General features: G+C 68.7%; 24 protein-coding genes. 13 read left to right on the top strand and 11 right to left on the bottom strand.

Going from position 1 to position 23,317, the window contains the following annotated elements:
* The first annotated feature begins 13 nt into the window (after positions 1-13).
* From allB to ACQPYM_RS26160, 7 genes are all read left to right on the top strand, one after another.
* Complete coding sequence (allB, locus tag ACQPYM_RS26190; RefSeq protein ID WP_433005081.1) at positions 14-1,363, top strand: allantoinase AllB; 1,350 nt, start codon at positions 14-16, stop codon at positions 1,361-1,363.
* Positions 1,360-2,169, top strand: a complete 810-nt coding sequence (locus ACQPYM_RS26185) for a bifunctional allantoicase/(S)-ureidoglycine aminohydrolase (protein ID WP_433005078.1) — start codon at positions 1,360-1,362, stop codon at positions 2,167-2,169. Before allB ends, ACQPYM_RS26185 begins: the two co-directional genes overlap by 4 nt.
* Positions 2,170-3,030: 861 nt before the next feature.
* Positions 3,031-3,699 carry a Type 1 glutamine amidotransferase-like domain-containing protein gene (locus ACQPYM_RS26180; RefSeq protein WP_433005075.1) on the top strand — a complete coding sequence of 223 codons (669 nt, stop codon included), beginning with the start codon at positions 3,031-3,033 and terminating at the stop codon, positions 3,697-3,699.
* An 83-nt stretch (positions 3,700-3,782) separates the two neighbouring features.
* Entirely contained in the window at positions 3,783-3,983 is a 201-nt protein-coding gene (locus tag ACQPYM_RS26175; protein ID WP_433005072.1) for a hypothetical protein, read from the top strand.
* A gap of 94 nt (positions 3,984-4,077) precedes the next feature.
* A complete protein-coding gene (locus ACQPYM_RS26170) occupies positions 4,078-4,515 on the top strand; it encodes an NUDIX domain-containing protein (protein ID WP_433005069.1) in 438 nt (145 codons plus the stop codon).
* Between the two features lie 118 nt (positions 4,516-4,633).
* The gene (locus ACQPYM_RS26165; RefSeq protein WP_433005066.1) at positions 4,634-4,945 is read left to right on the top strand and encodes an HNH endonuclease; all 312 of its coding nucleotides are present in this window, start codon (positions 4,634-4,636) and stop codon (positions 4,943-4,945) included.
* 225 nt (positions 4,946-5,170) lie between these two features.
* Positions 5,171-5,980, top strand: a complete 810-nt coding sequence (locus tag ACQPYM_RS26160) for a hypothetical protein (RefSeq protein ID WP_433005063.1) — start codon at positions 5,171-5,173, stop codon at positions 5,978-5,980.
* 72 nt (positions 5,981-6,052) lie between these two features.
* On the opposite strand, the gene ACQPYM_RS26155 is transcribed toward ACQPYM_RS26160, so the two are convergent.
* The 3 genes from ACQPYM_RS26155 to ACQPYM_RS26145 are packed head-to-tail and all read right to left on the bottom strand — an operon-like array spanning position 6,053 to position 7,230.
* Positions 6,053-6,457, bottom strand: coding sequence for a VOC family protein (locus ACQPYM_RS26155; protein WP_433005060.1), 405 nt, complete (start codon positions 6,455-6,457; stop codon positions 6,053-6,055).
* A complete protein-coding gene (locus ACQPYM_RS26150) occupies positions 6,444-6,809 on the bottom strand; it encodes a metalloregulator ArsR/SmtB family transcription factor (protein ID WP_433005057.1) in 366 nt (121 codons plus the stop codon). Before ACQPYM_RS26150 ends, ACQPYM_RS26155 begins: the two co-directional genes overlap by 14 nt.
* The gene (locus ACQPYM_RS26145; protein WP_433005054.1) at positions 6,799-7,230 is read right to left on the bottom strand and encodes an SRPBCC domain-containing protein; all 432 of its coding nucleotides are present in this window, start codon (positions 7,228-7,230) and stop codon (positions 6,799-6,801) included. Before ACQPYM_RS26145 ends, ACQPYM_RS26150 begins: the two co-directional genes overlap by 11 nt.
* Positions 7,231-7,453: 223 nt before the next feature.
* Here ACQPYM_RS26145 and ACQPYM_RS26140 point away from each other — a divergent pair, with 223 nt between their 5' ends.
* Positions 7,454-8,947: a glycosyltransferase family 87 protein gene (locus tag ACQPYM_RS26140; protein ID WP_433005051.1), complete on the top strand. Its 1,494-nt coding sequence runs from the start codon at positions 7,454-7,456 to the stop codon at positions 8,945-8,947.
* A gap of 1 nt (position 8,948) precedes the next feature.
* Here ACQPYM_RS26140 and ACQPYM_RS26135 read toward each other — a convergent pair whose 3' ends face one another.
* A complete protein-coding gene (locus ACQPYM_RS26135; RefSeq protein WP_433005048.1) occupies positions 8,949-9,881 on the bottom strand; it encodes a threonine ammonia-lyase in 933 nt (310 codons plus the stop codon).
* Positions 9,882-9,988: 107 nt separating this feature from the next.
* Here ACQPYM_RS26135 and ACQPYM_RS26130 point away from each other — a divergent pair, with 107 nt between their 5' ends.
* Positions 9,989-10,783, top strand: coding sequence for a class I SAM-dependent methyltransferase (locus ACQPYM_RS26130; protein ID WP_433005045.1), 795 nt, complete (start codon positions 9,989-9,991; stop codon positions 10,781-10,783).
* A gap of 6 nt (positions 10,784-10,789) precedes the next feature.
* On the opposite strand, the gene ACQPYM_RS26125 is transcribed toward ACQPYM_RS26130, so the two are convergent.
* From ACQPYM_RS26125 to ACQPYM_RS26110, 4 genes are read right to left on the bottom strand one after another with little or no spacing between them, the layout of a single operon-like run.
* Complete coding sequence (locus tag ACQPYM_RS26125) at positions 10,790-11,641, bottom strand: ATP-grasp domain-containing protein (RefSeq protein WP_433005042.1); 852 nt, start codon at positions 11,639-11,641, stop codon at positions 10,790-10,792.
* Between the two features lie 5 nt (positions 11,642-11,646).
* Entirely contained in the window at positions 11,647-13,026 is a 1,380-nt protein-coding gene (locus ACQPYM_RS26120) for a glycosyltransferase 87 family protein (RefSeq protein WP_433005039.1), read from the bottom strand.
* Positions 13,023-14,306: a DUF2064 domain-containing protein gene (locus ACQPYM_RS26115; RefSeq protein ID WP_433005037.1), complete on the bottom strand. Its 1,284-nt coding sequence runs from the start codon at positions 14,304-14,306 to the stop codon at positions 13,023-13,025. The genes ACQPYM_RS26120 and ACQPYM_RS26115 overlap by 4 nt, the downstream gene beginning before the upstream one ends.
* Entirely contained in the window at positions 14,303-14,956 is a 654-nt protein-coding gene (locus ACQPYM_RS26110) for a glycosyltransferase family 2 protein (RefSeq protein WP_433005034.1), read from the bottom strand. Before ACQPYM_RS26110 ends, ACQPYM_RS26115 begins: the two co-directional genes overlap by 4 nt.
* Before the next feature lie 122 nt (positions 14,957-15,078).
* On the opposite strand from ACQPYM_RS26110, the gene ACQPYM_RS26105 reads away from it, so the two are divergent.
* Positions 15,079-15,777: a response regulator transcription factor gene (locus ACQPYM_RS26105; RefSeq protein ID WP_433005031.1), complete on the top strand. Its 699-nt coding sequence runs from the start codon at positions 15,079-15,081 to the stop codon at positions 15,775-15,777.
* Complete coding sequence (locus tag ACQPYM_RS26100; RefSeq protein WP_433005028.1) at positions 15,774-16,919, top strand: sensor histidine kinase; 1,146 nt, start codon at positions 15,774-15,776, stop codon at positions 16,917-16,919. The genes ACQPYM_RS26105 and ACQPYM_RS26100 overlap by 4 nt, the downstream gene beginning before the upstream one ends.
* A gap of 90 nt (positions 16,920-17,009) precedes the next feature.
* Here ACQPYM_RS26100 and ACQPYM_RS26095 read toward each other — a convergent pair whose 3' ends face one another.
* Positions 17,010-18,032, bottom strand: coding sequence for an NAD-dependent epimerase/dehydratase family protein (locus tag ACQPYM_RS26095; RefSeq protein WP_433005025.1), 1,023 nt, complete (start codon positions 18,030-18,032; stop codon positions 17,010-17,012).
* Complete coding sequence (locus ACQPYM_RS26090; protein ID WP_433005022.1) at positions 18,029-18,817, bottom strand: S-methyl-5'-thioadenosine phosphorylase; 789 nt, start codon at positions 18,815-18,817, stop codon at positions 18,029-18,031. Before ACQPYM_RS26090 ends, ACQPYM_RS26095 begins: the two co-directional genes overlap by 4 nt.
* Positions 18,818-18,930: 113 nt before the next feature.
* Between ACQPYM_RS26090 and ACQPYM_RS26085 the strand changes: the two genes are divergently transcribed.
* Positions 18,931-19,389, top strand: coding sequence for a hypothetical protein (locus ACQPYM_RS26085; protein ID WP_433005020.1), 459 nt, complete (start codon positions 18,931-18,933; stop codon positions 19,387-19,389).
* Here the strand turns inward: ACQPYM_RS26085 and ACQPYM_RS26080 are convergent.
* Positions 19,386-22,070 (bottom strand): substrate-binding domain-containing protein, encoded by a 2,685-nt coding sequence (locus ACQPYM_RS26080; RefSeq protein ID WP_433005017.1) that lies wholly within the window; start codon positions 22,068-22,070, stop codon positions 19,386-19,388. The two genes, ACQPYM_RS26085 and ACQPYM_RS26080, sit on opposite strands and share 4 nt — an antisense overlap.
* A gap of 146 nt (positions 22,071-22,216) precedes the next feature.
* Here ACQPYM_RS26080 and ACQPYM_RS26075 point away from each other — a divergent pair, with 146 nt between their 5' ends.
* Positions 22,217-23,185 carry a LacI family DNA-binding transcriptional regulator gene (locus ACQPYM_RS26075; protein ID WP_433005014.1) on the top strand — a complete coding sequence of 323 codons (969 nt, stop codon included), beginning with the start codon at positions 22,217-22,219 and terminating at the stop codon, positions 23,183-23,185.
* Positions 23,186-23,317 lie beyond the last annotated feature (132 nt).

Below are 23,317 nucleotides of genomic sequence, written 5' to 3'. Positions count from 1 at the left end.
AGAGGGGGACCGCATGACCGTGCTGGACCTCGTCATCCGGGCCCGCCGGATGGTCAGTACTACGGGTACCGGGGCTACGGATATCGGGCCGGGCGTGATCGGAGTCGCGGACGGCCGGTTCGTTGCCGTCGAGCCTGGTGACACCGGTCGCGAGGAGCTCGAACTGGCCGATGACGAAGTGCTGATGCCCGGGCTCGTCGACTCGCACGTGCACGTCAACGATCCCGGCCGGACCGACTGGGAGGGCTTCACCAGCGCGACCAGGGCAGCCGCGGCGGGCGGTGTCACCACGATCATCGACATGCCGCTGAACAGCATACCGCCGACCTGCGACGTACCGGCGCTGGACGTGAAGCGGAAGACCGCGGAGAGCCAGGCGTACGTCGATGTCGGGTTCTGGGGCGGTGCGATCCCGGGCAATTCAGGTTGGTTGCGGCCGCTGCACGAGGCGGGGGTTTTCGGGTTCAAGTGTTTCCTGCTGCACTCGGGCGTCGACGAGTTTCCGCCGCTCGACCTTGGTGCGGTCGAGCAGGCGATGCGTGAGCTGGCCTCCTTCGACGGGTTGCTGATCGTGCACGCCGAGGACGCTCACGGGATCGACAGCGCGCCCGCTCCGGAGGGTGCGAGTTATCAGCGCTTCCTGGGCTCCCGGCCGCGCGAGGCGGAGAACGTCGCGGTGGCTCAGGTGATCGAGCTTGCCCGGCGAACTGGTTGCCGAGTGCACATACTTCATGTGTCGAGCGCTGAGGTTCTGCCGTTGCTGGCCGCCGCTCGGAGCGAGGGTGTGCGGATCACGGCTGAGACTTGTCCGCACTACTTGACCTTCGCCGCCGAGGAGATCCCGGACGGCGCCACGCAGTACAAGTGCTGTCCGCCGATCCGGGAGGCCGCGAACCGCTCGTTGCTGTGGGAGGGGTTGCGTGAGGGGCTGATCGATCTGGTCGTCTCCGATCACTCACCGTCGACCGTTGAGCTCAAGCGGCTGGACACTGGTGACTTCGGCGCTGCTTGGGGTGGCATCGCGTCACTTCAGGTCGGCCTTTCGGTGGTGTGGACCGGGGCACGGGAGCGCGGCTTCACTTTGAGCGATGTCGCTCGTTGGATGTGTGAGGCGCCGGCTCGGCAGGCGGGTCTGGCGCGCAAGGGTCGGCTTGAGCCCGGGTACGACGCCGACTTCTGCGTTTTCGCGCCCGACGCGACCTTTGTTGTCGACGTCGACACACTTCACCACAAGAACGCCATCACGCCGTACGCCGGACGCTCGCTCGCCGGCGTGGTTCGCAGTACCTGGCTGCGCGGCCGGCCCATCGACATCTACGCCGAGCCCAGAGGCCGGCTACTTTCCCGAGGAGACGACGCATGACCTACTACTCGCCAAAGGGCGGGCTGCCCGCGCAGACCGAGCTGACGACCGACCGGGCCGTCTTCACGGAGTCGTACGCCGTACTGCCGCGCGGCACGATGCGGGACATCGTCACGAGCCAGCTGCCGTTCTGGGAGTCGACGAGACTTTGGGTGCTGGCCAGGCCGTTGTCTGGGTTTGCGGAGACGTTCTCGCAGTACCTGGTGGAGGTTTCGCCGGGTGGTGGGAGTGATCGGCCGGAGACGGACCCTGGGGCGGAGGCGGTGCTGTTTGTTGTCGACGGCAACTTGGTGCTGACTGTTGCCGGGGACAAGCATGAGCTGGCGCCGGGCGGGTACGCGTTCCTGCCGCCGGGGGTTGACTGGGCGCTTCGGAACACCAGCGACCGGGTCGCGTCGTTCCACTTCTTCCGGAAGGCGTACGAGCGGGTGGAGGGGGTCTCCATACCCGAGGCTTTCGTGACGAACGAGGTCGAGGTTGAGGCTGTTGAGATGCCGGACACGGAGGGACGGTGGCGGACGCAGCGGTTCGTGGATCCGCTCGACGTGCGGCACGACATGCACGTCAACATCGTCACCTTCGAACCCGGCGGCGTGATCCCGTTCCCGGAGACACACGTGATGGAACACGGCATCTACATCCTCGAAGGCAAGGCTGTGTACTTGCTCAACAAGGACTGGGTTGAAGTCCAAGAAGGCGACTTCCTCTGGCTCCGAGCCTTCTGCCCCCAAGCTTGCTACGCCGGCGGCCCGGGGCGCTTCCGCTACCTCCTCTACAAAGACGTAAACCGCCACGCCAAGCTGTAACCCACGTACTACGCCCACGCACCCGCCGCCGCTCGCTCCTACGTCGCTCCCCGCTCTGGGTGCTCCCACCCACCCGGCTTTGCCGCGCCTGCGTCGCGGTGACCCCGATGCGAGCCGGTGTCTTGCCTTCGGTCGGCCGGGGTGGGTGGTTCCTGCGCACTAGCCGCCGGTCGCTCCTACCTCTCTCCGAGTTCTGGGTGCTCGCACTCGCCCACGCTTGCCGCTCCGGCGTCGCGGTGACACCGATGTGTGGCGGGCGTTCTGCCGAGTGGCGTGGCTGGTCGGGCGATTGCCCGCGCCTCCGGCTCCGCTCGCCAGTTGGCCAGTTGGCCGGTCGTCGGTGCCGGGTAGTCCGCTGGTCGCATGGGGGACCGCGGCCCGTTGAGGACTCCCGGCATGACAAGGCGGCCAGTCGATGCCTGGGCGACCTCTCCTGAGGTGCTTGCTAGAGCGGTAGGCGGACTCGTCTGGTGTCCCGAGCGACAGGACATAGTCGGTGGGCAAGCGCCTACGCCCGCTCAGCGAGTGAGCCACTGGCCAGGAATCCGGGACTACCTCCTGTCGGTCGGGACGAAGCCCGGGCCACTGCTGAGCCAGCGCGCCCGCTGTGTCGCGTGAGACTGACGCAGGTCCGTTGCTTGCCTTCTGTGGGGCGGGTAGCTCCGGCCCGCTTGTTGCTCCCACGTCGCGGTGACCCCGATGCGGGCGTGCGGCCCGGTGAATCTTCTGGCAAGGTGTCGGATCCGGGTTGCAGCGTTCGTGGTGTAGGTGAATGGCGGCCGCTGGGGACGCCAGGACAAGGAGTCAGGTCATGACGGGTTCACGGTTGGTCGTCCGCGCGAATTCGACTCGGGAGGCGTTGTGAAGCTCCTTCTCACTTCCGGGGGTATCACCAACGAGAGCATCCGCGGCGCGCTGGTTGAGCTGCTGGGTAAGCCGATCTCCGAGTGCCGGGCGCTCTGCGTCCCCACGGCTCAGTGGGGTCACCCGATGTTGGGGCCTGCCTCGGTGCGGCGCTTCGTTGCCGGCGAGCCTCCGTGGCACGGGATGACCAGCCTGGGTTGGGCTTCCTTGGGCGTCCTCGAGCTCACCGCACTGCCCAGCATCGGCGAGGAGCGTTGGGTGCCGTGGGTTCGAGAGGCCGACGTGCTGCTGGTGGACGGCGGCGACGCGACGTACCTGTACCACTGGATGCGGGAATCAGGGCTGTCCGACCTCATCTCGTCGCTACCCGAGATGGTCTGGGTAGGGCTGAGTGCCGGCAGCATGGTGATGACCCCGCGGATCGGCGCCGACTTCGTCTCGTGGGCTTCCGCGCCGGATGACCGCACGCTCGGGGTCGTCGACTTCTCGATCTTCCCGCACCTGGACCACGAGCAGATGCCGGAGAACACCCTGGTCGAGGCGGAGAAATGGGCTGCCGGCATCGCAGGTCCGTCGTACGCCATCGACGACCAGACCGCCATCAAGGTGACCGACGGCACCGTCGAGGTCATCTCCGAAGGCCACTGGAAGGCTTTCCCCGGATAGCTGCCCGGACTCGGCTGGAACAAACTCCTCGGTCCGGGCGTCTATCACGCACAGGAACAACAACTCTTCCCCAGGAGTACGCGATGACGGATGCCACGCCGGCCACCCCGGAAGAGATCGAACCCGCCGACACTGAGCATCGCCTCGCGGTCGGAGACTTCAAGCACCTGCCACCACCGGTCAAGCTCGAAGACACCATCGCCACCCACGACCCGAACGCCCCGGCCGACCCCACCTTCGGCCGAGACCCTCAAACCGACTTCCTCCTCCGCAATGCGGGCTGAGGTTCCCCGCTCCAGGCACCGGCCGCTTGCGGTCGACGTCGGGGTTCTCGGCACCACCGGCTGACTGTCGGTCCCTGACTCTAGTGTCTTGGGGATGGCGAGACTGGCGGTGAAGTTGTTGTTGGTGGATGAAGGTGACTGCCTGCTTCTCATTCGGGCCGCGGATCCTCGGACACGGGCCGAGTGCTGGTATCCGGTGGGTGGGGGTGTCGAGGTTGGGGAGACCTTGCAGGAGGCTGCGGCGCGGGAGGCCTACGAAGAGACTGGCCTGGTCGATCTGTCGCCGGGGCGTCTGGTGTGGCAGCGCGATCACACCTACGAGTTCGGTGGTCGTGTCGTCGACGTCCACGAGGAGTGGCTGCTGCACGCAGTCGAGCGGTTCGATCCCAGGCCGACGAGTCTGTCCGAGGACGAAGCCAGGAGCATCTTGGGCTTCCGGTGGTGGAGTGTGGGGGAGTTGATCGAAGCGCCCGACACGATCTTTCCGCCGCAGCTCGGTCATTTACTCCAGAGAGTCCTCGCTGACGGCTGACCCGGTCCTCGCGACTCTGGTGTTTTGTCGGGGTGGGGCGGGTTGTGCGCAGTACGCTGCGCGGGTGGTGGTCAATCGGAGCCGTCGGGCCAGGGCGGCCCGGAAGCGTAAGCGGCGGATGGACAGTGTTGAGCATGATCTGACCGACGAGCAGTGGGTGGCGCTCAAGGCGGCTTGGGTTGGTTGTGCGTACTGCGGTGCGGTGGACCGGCCGTTGCAGCGGGATTGCGTCCTGCCGTTGTCCCGTGGTGGTCGGTACACGTTGGCCAATATTGCGCCGGCCTGCGATTCCTGCAATGCCAGTAAATGTAATGACGAGGTCACCGGGTGGCTCAGGCGTAAGCGCCTGGACGAGCGTGCCTTTCTTGAGCAGCACTACAAGGTGCAAAGCTCCCTCGCCCTGCAGTTTCCCGCTGAAGAAGCCCGTTGACACTTGCTGAATTCGGCGGTTTTGTTTAGGGATTTGCGTTGCGGGCACTGATGGTGGCCGTTCTGTTGAGCTGTCTCATCGATCGTCTCGGTCCGTGGATGGGTTTCGCGCCTGAGTGGTGACAAACAAACGCTTCGTACCTAGCCAAGATCCTCGGATCGATGATCCGGTGAAGTAGCGGTTCGATCACTCAGGGGAACCGCGATTCGCTATCGAGAGGAAATCGTGAGGCTAGCGAAACGCTTTGCTGCCATTGGCGCCGTCGGAGTACTGACTGCCGTCGCGCTCACCACCAGCAGTAACGCCCAGCCAGCAGAACCGGTCGCGGCTCCCGCCGCCGCGGCGACGGACTCCGATCACGACACGGTCTACGTCACCGGCAAAGACCGGGCGGGCAATCTGACGGTGACCATCTACGACCCCGCCAAAGGGGTGACGCCGGATCAGTTGCGCGACAAGCTTCGCCGCAGCGGAGTGACCGGAGTACTGGACAAAGGACAGGCGCCGCCGTCCAGTCAGCCCAATCAATCCACGCAGCCGAAAGCCCTGGCCTGCTTGAGCTCGGGGACGGCTCGGCAATGGTGTGATCATCAGTGGGACTACGGCAGCTATAACGACCCGCAGATCTATTTCCTGGATTCCTCGTCCTCCGCCTGGCCCGTCGTGGCTTCGGTGACCGAATGGAATCGGTCCACCGGCATCGATTCCTACTGGAAGTCCGGATCCTCAGCCTGCCCGACCGGCGTCCATTGCGTGACGGTCAACAACGGCGCGTACGGCGCCACCGGCTGGCTCGGCCTGACCTCGTGGACCCCGAACACCCAGGGCCCGGTCTCGGTCAAACTCAACGACAGCTATTCGCTGACCGCCGCCGAGCGCCGCACCATCGCCTGCCACGAACTCGGCCACGCGCTGTCGCTCAACCACAACACCTCAACGTCCAGCTGCCTGTACTCCGGTACGTACATCTCGCTGGTCCCGAACGCCGACGACTACAAGCTCCTCCCGCTGATCTACCCCCGCGCCGGCACCTGAGCGGGCGGAAGCATCGAGGCGCCATCCACGTCGTGGGTGGCGCCTCGGCCTGATCGTGAGCGGCGTCGGGGGTCAGCTCACCGGGGCGTTGGGAGCTGCGGATTCCGCGAGGAGGTGGACGATGCCGGCTGGGTTTTTGATCCAGTGGGTTCTGGAGTCGAGGTTCTGCAGGGGTTCGACCTCGTCGCAGGGGTGGATGCCGGTGGCGGCGAGCTTGCTGGTTGCGGCGTCCAGGTCGTCGGTGTGGAGTTGTAGCCAGAGGTCGGGCCGGCTGTAGTTGTCGACGCGGTCGAGCCACAGGGTGTTGGGGCCGAACTGCACCGAGTGGGTTTTCGAGACGGTCGGCGCGTAGGAGACGTCTTCTTCCTTGACGTCGAAGCCCAGGGTGTCGCGGTAGAAGGCGACGGTTTCGTCGTACTGGGCCTTGGGGATCTTCATGGCGAGGTTGAGGCCGGCGGTGAACTCAGGCTTGCTCATCGTGGAGTGACTCCTTGTCTGTGTCGGCGTCGAGTGCGCGTTCGAGCGCGGACAGCCGGTCGTCCCATCTGTTGGCGAGCCTGGCCAGCCACACTTGGGCCGGGCGGATCGCGGCTGGTTCCAACCGGTAGGGGTGGCGGCGGCCAGTTGGCTCGCCGGCGGTGATGAGGCCGGCTTCGGCGAGGTGGCCGAGGTGTTTGGCGACTGCTTGGCGGCTGATCGGTAGCCGGCGCGCCAGATCGGTGACGGTGGCGGGGCCTGCGCGGGCGAGTTCCTCCAGCAGCGCGCGGCGAGTTGGATCGGTGAGCGCTACGAAGACCGCAACGGCCTGCTCTTCTGGGTCAGGCGGCATCGAGGTAGTTCTCCAGGTCGGCGAGCTCGACGGTCCATCCGAGGCTGTTGGCCTTGTGAGCAGCCTCCGCCACGTCGTCGGCAGCCTGGGCGAACCCGCTCTCCACGAGACGCAGACGAGTGCCCTCCGGTACCGGCTCGAGGGTGAACTCCACCAGCGTCTGAGGAGCGTCATCCGCCGGTACGCCGTACATCCCCCACCGGAAGGAGAACCGGTGTGGTGGGTCAACCATCACGACCGTGGCGACGGATTCGTCGTCGAGCTCGTCCCACCGGAAGAACGCGCGCCCACCGGGCCGCAGCTCAACCTCCGCGACCGACCCGAACCACCGCGAGAGCCCTTCCGCAGTAGTCAAAGCCGCCCACACCCGCTCGACCGGATGCCGCAGCACCACAACCCGCTCGATCACATCCGAAACCATCTCCGCCTCCTTCGCAACCCTTCGGTTGCTATGCATAGCAACTTATCGGTTGCCATAGCCGTCCGCAAGCCCGACTTGGTGTGCGTTCGGAGTCGAGAGCGACGAGGGGCGAGCGGCGGAGGGGGCGTGGGGCGTAGTACAGGGGTGTCTTGACGCATGGGGGTGGACATCGTGGGTAACCTGGCGGGCGCCGCCTGACAGGTGGTGGAGCTGATAGGAGACGATGGCCATCGTGACGCCACCACGTGCCCAAGGCAAAGGCCAGGGCGAGGCCCAGGGTGAGGCCCAGGACTCGCAGCCTCGGCTGCCTGAGGTCGAACCGGCCGTTGCGGGGTTGACGGTGGGGTTGGGCGGTCCGGCGGGGCGGTTTGCCCGGCTCAGTTCGTCCTGGTGGACTCCGTTGCGGATCGCGCTCGCGGTGTGTACGTTCACGTTCGCGCTCGGGGTGCTGCAGAAGGCGCCGTGTATGGATGCCGGCTGGGATCGGCAGAACTGGCGGCCGTTCAAGGCGCTGTGCTACTCCGATATCGGGTATCTGTACCAGGAGCGCGGCTTCGCCGAGGGTAACCGGCCGTTCCTCGACACCGGGAACTATCCGGTGCTGGAGTACCCGGTGCTGACCGGCGCCTTCATGGAGGCCGCGGCGCAGATCACCTGGGTGTTCACCGGCGACCCGAAGCAGGATCTGACCGAGGCGCAGAAGCGCGACACGGCTGGTGTCTTCTTCGTCGTCAACGTCGCGATGCTGTTCCTCTGCGCGCTACTCCTCGTCGGGCTGACCATGGCCACCGCGCGAGGCGTCGCCAGACGGCCCGGCGGAGCGCGTGGGCAGCCGATGGTTGCCCTGTACGTCGCTGCCGCGCCGGTGCTGGCCTTCACTTCCACCATCAACTGGGACCTGTTCGCCGTCGTGCTGACCGCGGGGGCGATGTACGCCTGGTCGCGAGGCAAACCGATCTGGTTCGGTCTGCTGCTCGGGCTCGGCACGGCCGCGAAGTTCTACCCGTTCCTGCTGCTCGGGCCTCTACTGATCGTCTGCTTGCGAGGCCGCAAGTTGTGGCAGTGGTTCTTGGCCGCGGTGGCAACGGCGTTCAGTTGGGGTTTGGTGAACGCGCCGATCTACCTGCTGGCCAAGAACGAGTGGATGTCGTTCTGGGTCTTCAACGACGAACGCGAGAGCGACTACGGCTCGATCTGGTACGTGCTCAAGCTCGCCAAGCGCGAGGTCGCCGACGTCAACCAGCTGAACATCGTGATCTTCGCCGGATTGTGTCTGTCGATCGCGATTCTCGGGCTGATGGCGCCGAGGCCGCCGCGCTTCGCTCAACTGGCGTTCCTGGTGGTCGCGGCGTTCCTGCTGGTCAACAAGGTGTACTCGCCGCAGTACGTGCTGTGGCTGCTGCCGCTGGTCGCGCTGGCCCGGCCGAAGCTGCGGGACTGGCTGATCTGGCAGGCCTGCGAATGCTTCTACTGGATGATGGTCTGGCTGCATCTGGCCCAGTTCCTGGTGCCGGGGGCGCCGGAGGAGCCGGACCGGATCTACTGGCTGTCCGTCGTCCTCCGGATGGCCGGGACGTTGTGGCTGATGCTGGTCGTCGCGCGGGACATCCTGCTGCCGGAGAAAGATCCGGTCCGGCAGGGCGACCTGGTGGACGACCCGAGTGACGGCGTCACCTCAGACCTGCCTCCACGAAAGCTGGATCCAGCACACGCCTAGCTCACAGGGCGAGCTTGGCGACGTCCAGGTTGCCGCCGCTGACCACAGCGGCAGTCAGGCCGTCGCCCAGCTCGAGCTTGTGTTCCAGGAGGGCGGCGAAGGTCGCTGCCGCGGCTGGTTCCAGGGCCAGCTTGGTGCGGGACATGACGAGCTTGGTGGCTTCGACCAGCGCGTTCTCGCTCACGGTCACCAGTTGATCGACGTACTCCGCGATGATCGCGTAGTTGTGGGTGCCGCAGACGGGCGCGGCCAGGCCGTCGGCGACGCTCTTGGCGGTGGGCAGTTTCTGCGGTGAGCCCGCGGCCAGGCTGCGGCTGACCACGTCGGCGTTCTCCGGCTCGATGCCGATCACGCGGATGCCGGGGCTGATGAGCTTGACCGCGAGCGCGACGCCCGAGATGAGCCCGCCGCCGCCGACCGGGACCAGCACGGTGCCGATGTCCGGGCGGTCCTCGAGCAGCTCCAGGCCGAGGCTGGCGTGCCCGGTGATCACCGCGAGGTCGTCGAACGGGTGTACGCCGGTCAGCTTCCGCTCGTCCCGGATCGACTCGTAGGCACCCATCAGGTCACCCTCGACCAACTCGACCCGAGCTCCATAAGCGCGAGCAGCCGCTATCTTGGCCGGTACTGCGGTAGTCGCCATCACCACGGTCGCCGGTACGCCGGCGTCGCGAGCAGCCCAGGCCAACGCGCCCGCCGCATTGCCGGCCGAAACGGTGATGACGCCGCGCTCGCGTTCTTCCGGCGACAACGCGACCACCCTGTTGAGCAAGCCCCGGACCTTGAAGCTCCCGGTCTTCTGGAACAGCTCCGCCTTGAGCGTGAGCCGGCCGCCGAAGAGTTCGTCCAACGCCGAGGACTCGACCATCGGCGTGCGGTGGATCCGTCCCCGCAGTCCGGCGGCGGCGCTGCGAACATCCTCGAGGCTCGGCATACCCCAGACATTAATGCCCTGCGTGACGAAACCGGACAGCCAGCGCGCTCGTCTCATGCGATAGCCCAGGGCGTGGCTTTCGAGGCCCGGCCTGACACAGTGGAGGTGTGGAGTTGGGGTTCGGAGGTGAGGTGGCCGGGTTCTACCAGCGTTATCGGCGCGGGTACCCGGCTGAGGTGATCGACGGCCTGGTGGAGGCCTTCGAGCTGACCCCGGACGATCTCGTGCTCGACCTGGGCTGCGGCACCGGTCAGCTGGCCCTGCCGCTCGCGGAGCGGGTGCGGGCCGTCATCGGCATGGACCCGGAGCCTGACATGCTCGCCGAGGCCCGCCGGGTCGCAGCCGACCGCACCACGACCAACCTCAGCTGGATCGTCGGCTCCGACGCGGACGTCCCGAGCCTCGCCACGCTGCTCGGCAAGAACTGCCTTGCAGCGGTCACGATCGGCCAGGCGCTGCACTGGATGGACCACGACACCCTGTTCCACGCGCTCCAGCCCCTGCTCCGCACCGGCGGCGGGGTCGCCGTGGTCACCAACGGCACACCGCTCTGGCTGCAGGACAGCGACTGGTCGCGGGCACTCCGCCGCCACCTCGAGCTCTGGCTGGACTCCGAAGTCACCGCGACCTGCGGCACGGACGAGGAGAGCCGCAGCCGGTACGCCGCAAGCCTCGCCGCAGCCGGCTTCACCGTGAGCGAGACCCGCTACCAGTACTCCGACGTGCTGGATCTCGACCGCATCATCGGCGGCGTCTACTCCGCCTTGCCGGTCAACCTGCTGCCCCCACTCGAGCAGCGCTCGTACTTCGCCAAGCAGGTCGGCCGCGCACTGGAGGGCCACGCCCCGTACGCCGAGCAGATCGACGTAACCCTCCTGATCGGCACCAGCCACCCCCGCTGAAGCGGCTCAGCTCAAGCGGTTGGCAACTGCAGTGGCGAAGCGGGTGTTGGCCTCCGGTGCCTCCGGGAGGAACAGGTACGGCTCGATCAGTTCCAGCTCCATGAGCAGGTAGCGGCCACCGGCCACGATGCCGTCGACGCGGGCGTAGACCGGCGGGCGGCGAGTGTTCGCGGCAGCCAGCGCCTCGGTCGATCCGGCCAGTACTGCGGCCGGCGGGTCGAGCAGTTCCGCAGTACCGCCGAAGTCGTCCTGGACCCGGTAGTCACCAGCTGCCGGGCGCTTCAGGACCGCGTGGCTGAACTCGCCGCCGAAGAAGATCAGCGACCACTCACCCTCGGTCTGGATCTCCGGCTGGAACGGCTGCACGAGGTAGACGTCCTCGGGCAGCTCCTCCATCGCGCGGCTGAGCTCCTCGGAGCCCGCAGTACCGCGGACGGTGTTGTGGGCCGTGGCGCTGACCGTCGGCTTGATGACGATCTCCTGGCCGTCCAGCCCGGCGACGACCTCGCGCAGGCACGCACCGGCCGCCACCTGCGACGGCACGATCGCGACACCCCGCTCGCGCAGCTCCAGCAGGTAGCGCTTGTCGGAGTTCCGGCGGACCAGGTCGCTGTCGTTGAGCAGCTTGACGCCGGCCTTGTCCAGTTGGTCCAGCCACGCGGTGAACTCGAGGTAGCGCCGGTGGTAGTCCCAGACGGAACGCAGCAGCACCGCGTCGTACGAGGACCAGTCGACCGACGGGTCGCTCCAGGTCTCGGCGACCGGGTCGAGCCCGGCGGCCTCCAGTGCGGCCTTGAGCGGCAGGTCGTGCGGGTGCAGCTCCGCGTACTCGGCGGAGTTGGCCAATGCGATTCTCACGCCGCTCAGTGTTGGCGGGCCCCAACCAGTTCGTCAAACCGGTTCCGCAGGACGGGTCGGTGACGGAGAGTGCTCACGCTGAGGACGACAGCAGCGGCGGCGAGGTAGATCAGGCCTTGGCGGTGGTCGTGCCCGAAGCTGCCGTAGGCGAGGTAAGCGGCGGCCGGTACGACGAGCCACTCGAAGCGGTTGGCCAAGACCGCGAGCGCGATCAAGGGCAATCCGTACCACGGGTAGGTGGGCGTGGTGAGCAGCAGCGCGGCGCCGTACAGCCAGCAGCACGTGACGGCGATCGGTTCGCGGTCGTGGCGGTGGAGGGCGAGGACGGCCAGCGTGAGTGCTAGTAGTCCGGCGGCGAGCTGGCGGGCCTCAGGAGGCAACACCAGCGCGAGAATCGCCGAGCGGGAGCTGCCGTCGGAGAAGCCTTCCTGGGTCAGGTAGCCGGGCAGGAAGCCGATCACCAGGGCCCCGGCCGCGAGGACGTGCGGCAGGTAGCTGGCGGCCAAGGTGCCGACGGCAACCAACGGCGTACGGACGTCGCGACGTCGTAAAGCGGTGAAGGCAGGGAGCAGCAGCAGAGGCAGGAGCTTGGTCGCGGCGGCGGCTCCCAGAAGGAGGCCGGCGAGGACTGGCCGGCGGCGGGTGGCGAGGTTGACAGCGGCGACGATGAAGACTGCGGCTAGGACATCCACATGGGCGGCGCTGCTGGCCTCCAAGGCCACTATCGGTGACCAACCCCACAGCACAGCCCAGCGTGGATCGCGGCCGCGGCGGCGCAGTTGAAGGGCTAATAACGCTGTCAGGGCCACGGCGAGTGCTGCGGCGGCTACCTGGAGTCCGAAGGTGCCTGCAGACCAAGGGGTGACCAGTGCGACCGCTGCGAAGTACGCCTGGGCGACAGGCGGGTAGATGGTGGGGACGGCAGGGCGGTTGATCTTGGTACGTGGGTCGTCGGCCGACAGAGCAGCGACGGCCGCAGGGTCATGCGGGACCGTCGGCGGCCCCGTCACTCCAGTGCGATCGGCAGGGGAGAGCCCCGGGAACAGCACAGGGTCGCGCAGCCGTGCCAGCTCATCAGCAAGCGGCACATGCGAGTACGGCGAACTACCCGAGAGCTGTACCCGCCCGTCCCAGACATACCGATAGGCATCGGTACTGGTGATAGGAGCACTCAGCAGCCCCGGCACCTGACACAGAGCAGCAACAGCCACCACACCTAGCACTACGTGCGCCCCGGCCGGCCGCCGCACGAGCAGCCAGCCGACACCGCCGACAATCAGACAGCCGACGACCAGCACCAGATTCGGCCACCACCCAACGGCCGCTGCGGCAATCACTCCCGCCGAGACAGCGACGGCGACGAGACCGCCCGCAAGGCCTCTCATCGGTACGCCGCCTGGCGACTCGCCGCGGCGGGGGAGCGGCGGAAGGCGAGGAAGGCCCGGTTGGCAGCGCGCCAGTCCTCGGTGGCCAACAGGTCGGCGGACAGCGCGTGCCGCAGTACAGCGCGGCTGCCAACCCTTGCCCAAGGCAACGGCATCGACCGGCGACCGCCGTCGCTGTGCAGGACGATCGGCGCGGTGTCGTCCAGGTCGTCATCAGGATCAACCTCGACCAGAACCATGCCGTCCGGGCGGACCAACTCGGCGCAGCGGCGGAGTAGTTGCTCGGGCGCGCCCCCAATGCCGATGTTGCCGTCCATCAACAGAACGCTGCCCCAGCGGCCCTCGCCCGGCAGCGGTTCCTGCACTGGCCGCCGCAGAGCGGGAGCGCCACGGTTGGTCGTGAGCAGGACAGCCTCGGCGGAGATGTCCACGCCCAGCGCCGGGATACCGCGCTCGGCCAGTGCCGTCACGATCCGTCCCGGTCCGCAGCCGATGTCGAGCACCGGACCCTCGCACCGGCTCAGCGCCAGCCGATCCACCTCGTCAGCCGGAGCCTGCCAGCGGTCCACCTCGCACAACGCCGGTACCGTGCGCCCATCGGTGCCGGTAGCAACGACCCGCGCCCCGGCCAGCGCCTTCTCGAACAACAGGGCCGGTGAGGCCGAGTGCTGCAACCGCCGATGCAACCGTGAGACCCGCAAGCCCGGGAAGCGCGCAGCGAGAGCCGCGGCGTCCGCTGGCGTGTCCATGTCTCGCAGCTTGGGCAGCAGCAGGACCCTATAGCCGAGCAACCGCAGCCGGGTCAGCTGGTCGGCGCCGGTGTGATCAGTGGACATCGGTACGCCGACCAGCGCGCGACGGTCCGGCTCACGCAACCCGAGACACCAGTAGCCGCCGTCCTCGGTCAGGCCCAGTACTGCGTCGTGCTCACCCCAGTCGACCGACAGGAGCTCGCTGGTCAGCTGCGGCGTGTCCATCCCGACCAGCAGCATGGGCGCACCGGCGTACGCGTCCTCGAACGCACTTGCGAGCCGCTCTGCCAGGCCCTCGCCGCGTTGCGCCACCACCTGGAAGCCGGTGGGCAACCAGGGTCCGGGCCGGCCGTCCAGCGCGAGGACGTGTCGGCGCACCGCAGTGGAGCGGACGGCTGCGAGGGTGTCAGAGAGGGAGGCACGGGCAAGGGCGGCAGCCTCCGCCGGGGTGAACTCGGTCTGGAGTCGCGTCTTCACCCGGCCGGCGACCGGCTCCTTCGCGATCACGATGATCGTGTCCGCGATCACGCCGACAGCACCTTCGACATGTCCAGCACGGCCCGCGCGGCGCCCAGCGGCGTACCGGTGACTTTGGAGCGGCCGGAGCGGGGCAGGTAGTCGACGTCGACCTCAGCGATCCGCCAGCCCGCGTCAGCAGCCTTCACCACCGTCTCCAGCGGGTAGCCGGACCGCCGGTCGCGCAGGTCCAAGCCCAGCAAGGCCTCTCGCCGCGCAGCCCGCATCGGACCCAGATCACGAAGCTGTACGCCGGTACGCCGCCGTATGCGCCGCGACAACTCGGCATTGGCCAGCCGCAGGTGCCAAGGCCACACACTGCGCGACACGGGCCGACGCCTGCCGAGCATGAGGTCGATCTGGCCGCCCAGGACCGGTGCAGTTACCCGTACGAGCTGCCGCGGGTCCAGAGAGGCATCCGCATCGAGGAAGGCGACCCCTGGCGCAGTACTGGCTTCGAGGCCCGCATGGCACGCGGCGCCGTACCCGCGAACAGCGCAAGGCACCACTAGTGCGCCCAGGCCGGCAGCGATCTCGGCAGAGCCGTCTGTGGAGCCGTTGTCCGCGACAACGCCCCGTACGCCGTCCGGGAGCCGGGCGAGCACCCAGGGCAGCGCGGCCGCCTCGTTGAGGCAGGGGAGGATCAGATCGACGTCAGCCACTCTTCGACGGTAGGGACGATCGGGACGGTTCCGGGGCCGCGGGCGAATACCGCTCGCTTACGTCCCACTCCAGACGGCGTCAGGTCGCGCAGTACGGCGGACGGAAGATCTACGCTCGACCCGTGGCTACTCGTGTGCTCGTGGTGGACGACGACCCGACCGTGTCGAACGTCGTCTCGGCGTACCTGACCAAGGCCGGGTACGACGCCCGCGTGGTTGCCGACGGCGTCCTGGCGGTCGAGGTGTGGCAGCAGTGGAAGCCGTCGGTCGTCGTACTGGACGTGATGCTGCCCGGCCTGTCCGGTCTGGACGTACTGCGCCGGATGCGCGCCGCCGATGACGGCGCGGCCGTGATCATGCTGTCGGCCCGGGGTGAGGAAGAGGATCGCCTGGTCGGGCTGGAGTTCGGCGCGGACGACTACGTGGTCAAGCCGTTCAGCCCGCGTGAGCTGACCCTGCGGGTGCAGGCGATGCTGCGGCGCGAGGAGCGCCTGGCCGGGCTCGACCTGACCCCGACCAAGCTGAGCGCCGGTCCGATCTTGGTCGACACGGCGGCCCGGATCGCCACCCTGGACGGTAGCGAGCTGGCGTTGACGCACCGCGAGTTCGACCTGCTGGCCTTCCTGGTGGCGCATCCCGGCAAGGCCTACACGAAGGCGGAGTTGCTCCGGCGGGTCTGGGGCTGGGACTTCGGGGACTCGTCGACCGTCACCGTGCACGTCCGCCGGCTGCGGGAGAAGATCGAGACCGATCCGTCCGATCCGCGGCTGGTGCTGACCGTGCCGCGGACCGGCTACCGCTTCGCGGGTGAGGCCGAATGAACCGCGACCAGCTCACGATCTTCGCGATCACGGCCGGCTGGACGCTCGTGGTCGGGTTGGTCGGTGGCGCGATCCTGTGGCGGTTCCGCCGCAAGTCGCTGCGGATCACGATGATCGTGGCCGGCCTGATCCCGATGCTCGCCGCGCTGGCAGCGGTGACCCAGAGCGTCCAGCTGATGTTCATCTCCGCCCACGACTCGCTCGTCGTGCTGTGGACGCTGGTGTTCTCCGGGCTGCTGGGCCTGGCCATGTCCGTGCTGCTCGGGCACTGGGTCAGCACTGGCTCCCGCGATGTCGGGCGACGCCTGCGGCAGCTCGGCACGTCGTACGAGCCGGTTGAAGGCCATACCGTCGTACCCGCGGAGCTGGCCGCGATCACCGACGAACTGGAGCTGACCCGCCAACGACTGGCCGCCTCCCGCGAACGCGAGCGAGCCCTCGAAGCAAGCAGACGCGAGCTCGTCGCCTTCATGTCCCACGACCTCCGTACTCCGCTCGCCGGGCTGCGGGCCGTCTCCGAAGGCCTGGAGGACGGTGTCGTCGACGACGTACCGGGCGCGCTGCGGCAGATGCGGACGACGGTCGACCGGATGACGGGACTGGTGGACGACCTGTTCGAGCTGTCGCGGCTGTCCACGGCGCCACCACCACGCCGACGGTCGGCCGTCAGCCTGCGCGAGCTGGCCGAGGACGTGGTGGGGGAGACCTGCGAGCACGCCCGCTCCGAAGGTGTGGCGCTGTCGGTGTCGACACCTGCCGACGACGATCGGCTGGCGGTGCACGGCGATGCGGACGAACTGACCCGCGCGGTCACGAACCTGGTCGGCAACGCGATCCGGCACACCGAGCGGGGCGGCGCGGTCAAACTCACGGTCGATCGAGCCGACGACGGCCGGGTGCGGCTTGCCGTGACGGACGGCTGCGGCGGCATCCCGGCCGACGACCTGGAACGAGTCTTCGACATCGGCTGGCGCGGTGACCAACAGCGCACCCCGTCGGCCGGCAGCACCGGAGGCGGCGGCCTGGGCCTGGCGATCGCCCGCGGCGTCGTCGAATCCCATGCCGGCAGCATCGCGGTGGCCAACGTCGAAGGCGGCTGCGCCTTCGAAATCGACCTCCCCGCAATCCCGACCTCTCCATGATCCACCTCTCCAGGCCGACCTTGTGCATGGCGTGAGCGGATCTGCACGACGAATCCGCTCAGCTGGTGCACAAAGTCGGCTGGGGACTGGTCAGTCGTGGTGCAGGAGGTCGGCGAGGCCGGAGCGGAGGTCGTAGTCGGGCTTCCAGCCGAGTTGGTCGCGAAGGCGGGTTGAGGACGCGGTGATGTGCCGGACGTCGCCGAGGCGGTAGGCGCCGGTGATGACGGGCTCCGGTCCGCCGTACAGACGGGCGAGCTCGGTGGCGAGGTCGCCGATGGTGTGGACGGTTCCGCTGCCGACGTTGTACGCCGTGAACTGCTGCGCGGGGTCGGCCGTCGTGGCGGCCGCGACGGCGGAGGCGATGTCGGTGACGTGGATGAAGTCGCGGCGCTGACCGCCGTCCTCGTAGACCTTCGGGGGTTCGCCGCGGTCGAGCATGGAGCGGAAGATCGCGGCCACACCGGCGTACGGGGTGTTGCGGGGCATTCCCGGGCCGTAGACATTGTGGAACCTGAGCGCCGCGACCTGGCCGCCGGTCTCGCGGGCCCAGGTGGCGGCGAGGTGCTCGCCGTGGAGCTTGGTGGCGGCGTACGTGTTGCGTGGGTCAGTGGCCGCGTCCTCGGAGACCAGGCCGGGGCGTAGAGGTGCGAAGCACAGAGGGCAAGGCGGCTCGAACTGGCCCGCTTCCAGGTCTTCCACCCGGCGAGGACCAGGTGTCACCACGCCGTGCCGGTCGCATTCGTAGTGGCCTTCGCCGTAGACGACCATCGAGCTGGCGTACACCAGCCGCCGGACCTTCCGTCGGCCGAGGGCTCTCAGGAGGACGGCCGTACCGAGGCTGTTGGTGCTGACGTAGTCGTCCATGTCGTCCAGATCGACGCCCAGCCCGACCTTCGCCGCCAGATGCACGACGGCGTCCACACCGTGCAGTGCCTGGTCCACAGCCTTGGCATCACGGATGTCGGCGACGATCAGGTTGTCGATGACCGGCTTCACCTGATGGACGTCCGGTCGCAGCGAGTCGAGCACGCGAACCTCATGGTCGTCCGCCACCAACGCGGCCTGCACGTGGCGCCCGATGAAGCCGGCACCGCCGGTGAGCAGGATCTTCACCAGAGGTCCTCTCCGGCGGTGCCGTCCAGCGCATGCCGGCAGGTGCAGTCCTGGTCCGCTTTGGGCAGCCGGCCGATCACCTCGGTGAGCAAGGACTTCAGCCGTTCGATACTGCGGCCGAACACCTCGAACACCTCCGCCTGGGTGACGCCGGCACCCGCCTCGACGCCGGCATCGTGATCGGTGACGACGGCGACCGACGTGTAGCAGAGCGCGAGTTCCCGGGCGATCGATGCCTCGGGGGCGCCGGTCATGCCGACCACCGACCAACCCTGTGCCGCGTGCCAGCGCGACTCCGCCCGAGTCGAGAACCGCGGTCCGTTGATCACCACCATGGTGCCCTCGGCAACCACTTCACCGTTGCCCGAGGCAATCACAGCGGCGCGGCCGGCGGCGCAGTACGGGTCGGCGACGGAGACGTGGACGACCGGCGTTTCGTCGTACACGGTGTGCGCCCGGCCCCAGGTGCGGTCGACGTACTGGTCGGGCACGACCATCGTCCCGGGGGTGAGCGAGGCGCGGAGTGAGCCGACCGCGCACGGGCCGAGCACCTGGCGGACGCCGAGGTGGCGCAGCGCCCAGAGATTGGCGCGATAGTTGACCCGATGCGGTGGGAAGCGATGGTCCGCGCCGTGCCGTGGGATGAAGGCGACCTCCCGTCCGTTCACCTCGCCGACGACCGGCGGCTCGCTCGGCGGCCCGAACGGCGTCTCGATCTCGACCGGCCGTGCGCCCGACAAGAACGAGTAGAAACCTGACCCGCCGATCACACCGATTTCCGCCATGCCATCGACCCTAGAAGCAGCCGAGCCGCCGGCTACCGGATCTGCCCGGTCCGTCAGCGCTTCGTAATCGATGGTCGAATGACCCTGTGACGGTCACAGGTGCGCTAATTCTGGTGGGAGCTCTGCTGCTCCTGCTCGGCGCGTACTGCAGCTGGACCGCGGGACGTCTCGACCGCCTCCATCACCGCGTCGCCACCGCGCGTGCGTCCCTCGAAACCGAGCTGGCTCGTCGTGCCGCCCTGGTCGTCGAGCTGGCCGGCAGCGGCGTACTGGACCCTGCTTCATCCCTCCTGCTGCTCGACGCGGCCCACCGAGCCCGTACTGCGGACTGCGACGAGCGCGAGCGAGCCGAGTCCGCATTGACCCGCGCGATCGGGGCGACCGTGACGGACGTCGAGCCGTGGGCAACAGAACTCGGTACTGCGACGCGACGGGTCCAGCTGGCCAGGCGCTTCCACAACGACATCGTCGGGTCGGCCCGCGACCTGCGCCGCCGCCGGATCGTCACCTGGTTCCACCTGGCCGGCCATGCCCCGATGCCCACCACCATCGAGCTGGAAGACGGAAGCTAGCGGGCGGGGGAGCGGCGGCGGGGCTCGGTCTGGGCTCGCAGCAGGGCGATGTCAGCGCCACGCAGCACCTCGTCCGCGTCCTGGAACCGCTTGATACTCGGCACCACCCCGACGGCCAAGCCAATGCCGGACCACGACTGCATCGACTCGACCAGCTCCTCGGTCCGTACTGCGCGGCCGCCCACGTCGTCGAGCAGGATCGCGAACTCGTCCTGCCGCAACCGCGCCGCGGAATCCCCTTCGGCCAGCACCATCCGCAGCCGGCGGACCACCTCCCGCCGTACGCCGGACTCGGCAGCGGCTGGGTCGTCACGGACAGACTGCTCCTCGGCGTCCGCGACGACGCGGAGCAGGACGACGGCGCAGTCGTAGTCCTCCGATCGCCGGGTCCGGGCGATAGCCGCGCCGAGCCGGTCGAGGAAAAGCATCCGGTTGACCAGGCCGGTCTCGGGATCGCGCAACGCGTTGCGGCGCAGGGCGAGCTCCTGCTCCTTCCGCTCGGTCATGTCGACCAGGGCACCGACGAGCCGGGCAGGACAGCTGGCGTCGTCCAGTACGGTCACGGCGCGACACAGCATCCAGCGGTAGTCGCCGGACGAGGTGCGCACCCGGTGCTCGAGCTCCAGTGGAGTACGGGCGCCGCCGAGCTGGGCAGCGATCGCTGCCGAGAGTTCGCGCCGGTCTTCCGGGTGCACGCGGTCGAGCCACTCGGTGGGCGACGAGCCGATCTCGTCCTCGGCGTAGCCGAGTGTCTGCTTCCACCGCGGCGAGTAGTAGACCGTGCCGGCCGAGACGTCCCAGTCCCAGGTGCCGTCCTGGGCTGCCATCGAGGCGAGGGCGTACCGCTCTTCGCTGGCCCGGATGGTGTCGGCGAGTGCCCGCTCCCGCGCTGCGGCCTCCTCCAGCGCCAGGCGCTGGTCGCGCAGGGACGACATCAGTTGCTCCTGGTCCAACGCCACCGCCAGCAGTGCCGCCCAGTGGTTGTACTTGTCCCGGCCGCTCGTCATCCGGGTGTCGACGGTGCCGTCGATCGCCAGCAGCCCCCAGTCGCTCCCGCGGAACGTCACGGGGAGAACCAAGGTGAGATCGCTGCTGCCGATGCTGCCCGGGCGGGTCAGCGCCGTGGGCGGGAACTGACTGGCCGGCGTCCGCGTGCCGACCAGGCGCGACAGCATCCCGGACGTGTCGTTGACGCCGACGATCTCGATCTCCCGATCGCCAGGTGAGCGGGTGCGCCACAACCCCAGGCAGGCAGCGCCGCGCCCAGTGCGTGGAAGCCAGGTGAGCGCGCGCGGGCTCACCTGGCTGCCACGCAGGAGATCCATGTCGACCTCGTACTGGTCGGCGATGGTCCGCTCCAGGTAGCCGCTGCGGGCGAGCAGCGGCCGGGTACAGCCCTGGGTCAGCGCGAGCAGGACGTCGGTGGTGACCCGGCGCAAGATCGGCAGCCGGTCGGAATCCGGTGGCAGCGTGCTCATCAGTTCGGTTTCCAGATCGCGCACTGCCGCGACGAACTGTTCGAGCGCCTCCGGGTACGGACGTCGTACGGAGGTCAGATCGGCGAGCCTGCCGAGGGACACCGCGGCGGGAACGGAGCCGCGCTCGGCGGCGGCGGTGATCGGGGCGACGACGGCATGCAGCCAACTCCTGCGCGCCTCCTGGTCGCCCGGGCGGAAGTCGCCGGTCGCGGCCGAGCGGCCGCTGAAGCCCGTGTCGGACAGCCGGCGCAGCCGCGACCGCGCCGGGGTCGAGCCGTAGGTCTCGAACAGCGGATCGTCGGTGTCGGGGTCAGGCTCGGCGGTCGATTCGCCACACCCACAGGACTCGCGGATCACCAGCGTCGACGGCGCCCGGTACTCCCCGGCCGCGACTTCCTCCCCGCGCAGCCGGGCCAGCAGCAACTTCAGCGCGAGCCCGCCGACCCGATCGTTGTGCGGATCCACAGTCGACAACCGCGGTACCAGCCGAGCGCCGGTCTCGGTCCGGTCGAAGCCGATGACGGCCTGATCGCGTGGCAGCACGAGCCCGGCCGCGCGGAGTGCCCGGATGAAGCCGACCGCGTTCCGGTCCGTCGCCGCGATCGTGGCGGTCGTGGGTACGCCGTCGGCCAGCAGCCGCGCCGCCGCCTCGGAGCCGCCTTGCTCGTGGTTGTCGGTGGTCTCGAAGAACCAGCGGGGGTCCGCCTTGATCCCGTGCTCGGCCAGCCCGGTCCGGTAGGCGTCGTACCGCTCGCGGATGTCGCGCTGCAACGGGCTGCCGATGAAGCCGATTCGGGTGTGCCCGTGATCGAGCAGATGCCGCAGTGCGGCGTACACCCCGCCGGCGTTGTCCGGAACCACCACGGGGGTGGGGACGCTGGTCTGGTCCTCGCTGATCATTACGACCGGGCGGCCCCACTCCTGCACGCTGGGGAGCCGGTCGTGCCGGACCGCCTTGACGATGACGATGATGCCGTCGACGGCATCGAGCGCGACCGGGACCTGGAGCAGCGGCTCATCCGGATACCGCTCCCGATCCAGCCCGGCCGGATAGGTCTGTACTGCGACCACGCTGTGCCCGGCCTGGCGTGCCGCGCGCGAGACCCCGGCGATCAGCGCACCGAAGTAGAACCCCCCGACCACCGGCGACAGTACGCCGATGGTCTTTCGTGCGGTTGCCCCACCGCGCCGGCTCCCACCCATGCACACCCCTCGATCAAGAGAGCGCGAGCCGATGCGCTAGCTCACATCGGCCGACACACTAGGTAATTGTGGTACCACTACCCGCAGACAGTCCTGGGCCGCCCGCGCGCCGTCCCACGATCACCGATGTCGCGAGGGCGGCCGGGGTGTCGATCGCGGTCGTCTCGTACGCGCTCAACGGCCGGCCCGGAGTGTCGGCGGCGACCCGGGAGCGGGTGCTGCGGATCGCCGACGAGTTCGGCTGGCGGCCCAACGCGGCGGCGCGTTCGCTGCGGACCGGTCCGCGCGCGGCGGGTCTGGTGCTCACCCGGGAGGCCGGTGTCGCGGCCCATGCGACCTCCTTCCTCGACTTCGTCTCCGCCGTCCAGGACGTGGTGGCCGAGCGCGACATCGCCCTGCTGCTGAAGATCGTGGACTCCACCGAGGCCGCGGTCGCGACGTACCGCAAGTGGTGGGCCGAGCGCCGCTTCGACGTGATGATCGTGACCGACGCGCTGACCCAGGATCCCCGGGTGGACGCCCTGCGGCAGATGCGCGCGCCCGCCGTCGTCCTGGCTCCGGAGGAGTTCTGCCAAGGGCTGGCGTCGGTCTGGCTCGACGAGGACGCGGCGTACTCCAGCGTCGGTACGTATCTGGTGGAGCTCGGTCATCGAGACGTCGCGGCCGTGACTGCTCCAGGCGGGCTGCACCGCACTCGCTTGCGGCTGGAAGTGCTGGCCCGGGTCCTCGATGCGGCCGGTGGCACGCTGATCCATGAAGCCACCGACGCGACTGCCGAGGAGGCCGCCGCGACCGCCCGGCGGCTGCTGACCGGGCCGACCCCGCCGTCGGTCCTCGTGCTCGACTCCGACCAGATGGCCGTGGCCGCACTCGACGTCGCCCGCCGGCTCGGGCTGCAGGTGCCGTGGGATCTGTCGATCGTGGCCGGCAGCGATTCGGCGCTCTGCCGGCTCGCGACCCCGTCGATCACCGCGCTGCCCCTGCCGTCCGGCCGGCTCGGAACCGCGGTCGGCCGGGCCGTGCTGGCGGTGCTCGACGGCGAACCGGAGTACCGGTGGGTGGAACCGATCGGCGGCGTCGCGGTGCGCGGCAGCACCGCGCCCCGGTCGCGCTGACGCCATCCGGCGGTCACGAAACGGTAACGCGCCGTTGGCCTAAACGTTTCACCCCATCCCGGACGCGGGCCGCCACATGTGACGTTCACGGGAGTCGCCGCGGATTGTGCGCGGCGGCTCGTGCCTGGACCT

Origin of the sequence: Kribbella sp. CA-294648 (genome assembly GCF_050943845.1) — a bacterium.
In the GTDB taxonomy this organism is placed as follows: Bacteria; Actinomycetota; Actinomycetes; order Propionibacteriales; family Kribbellaceae; genus Kribbella.
The sequence above is the reverse complement of the archived record's forward strand: the minus strand, read 5'-3'. Positions and strand labels throughout refer to the sequence as shown.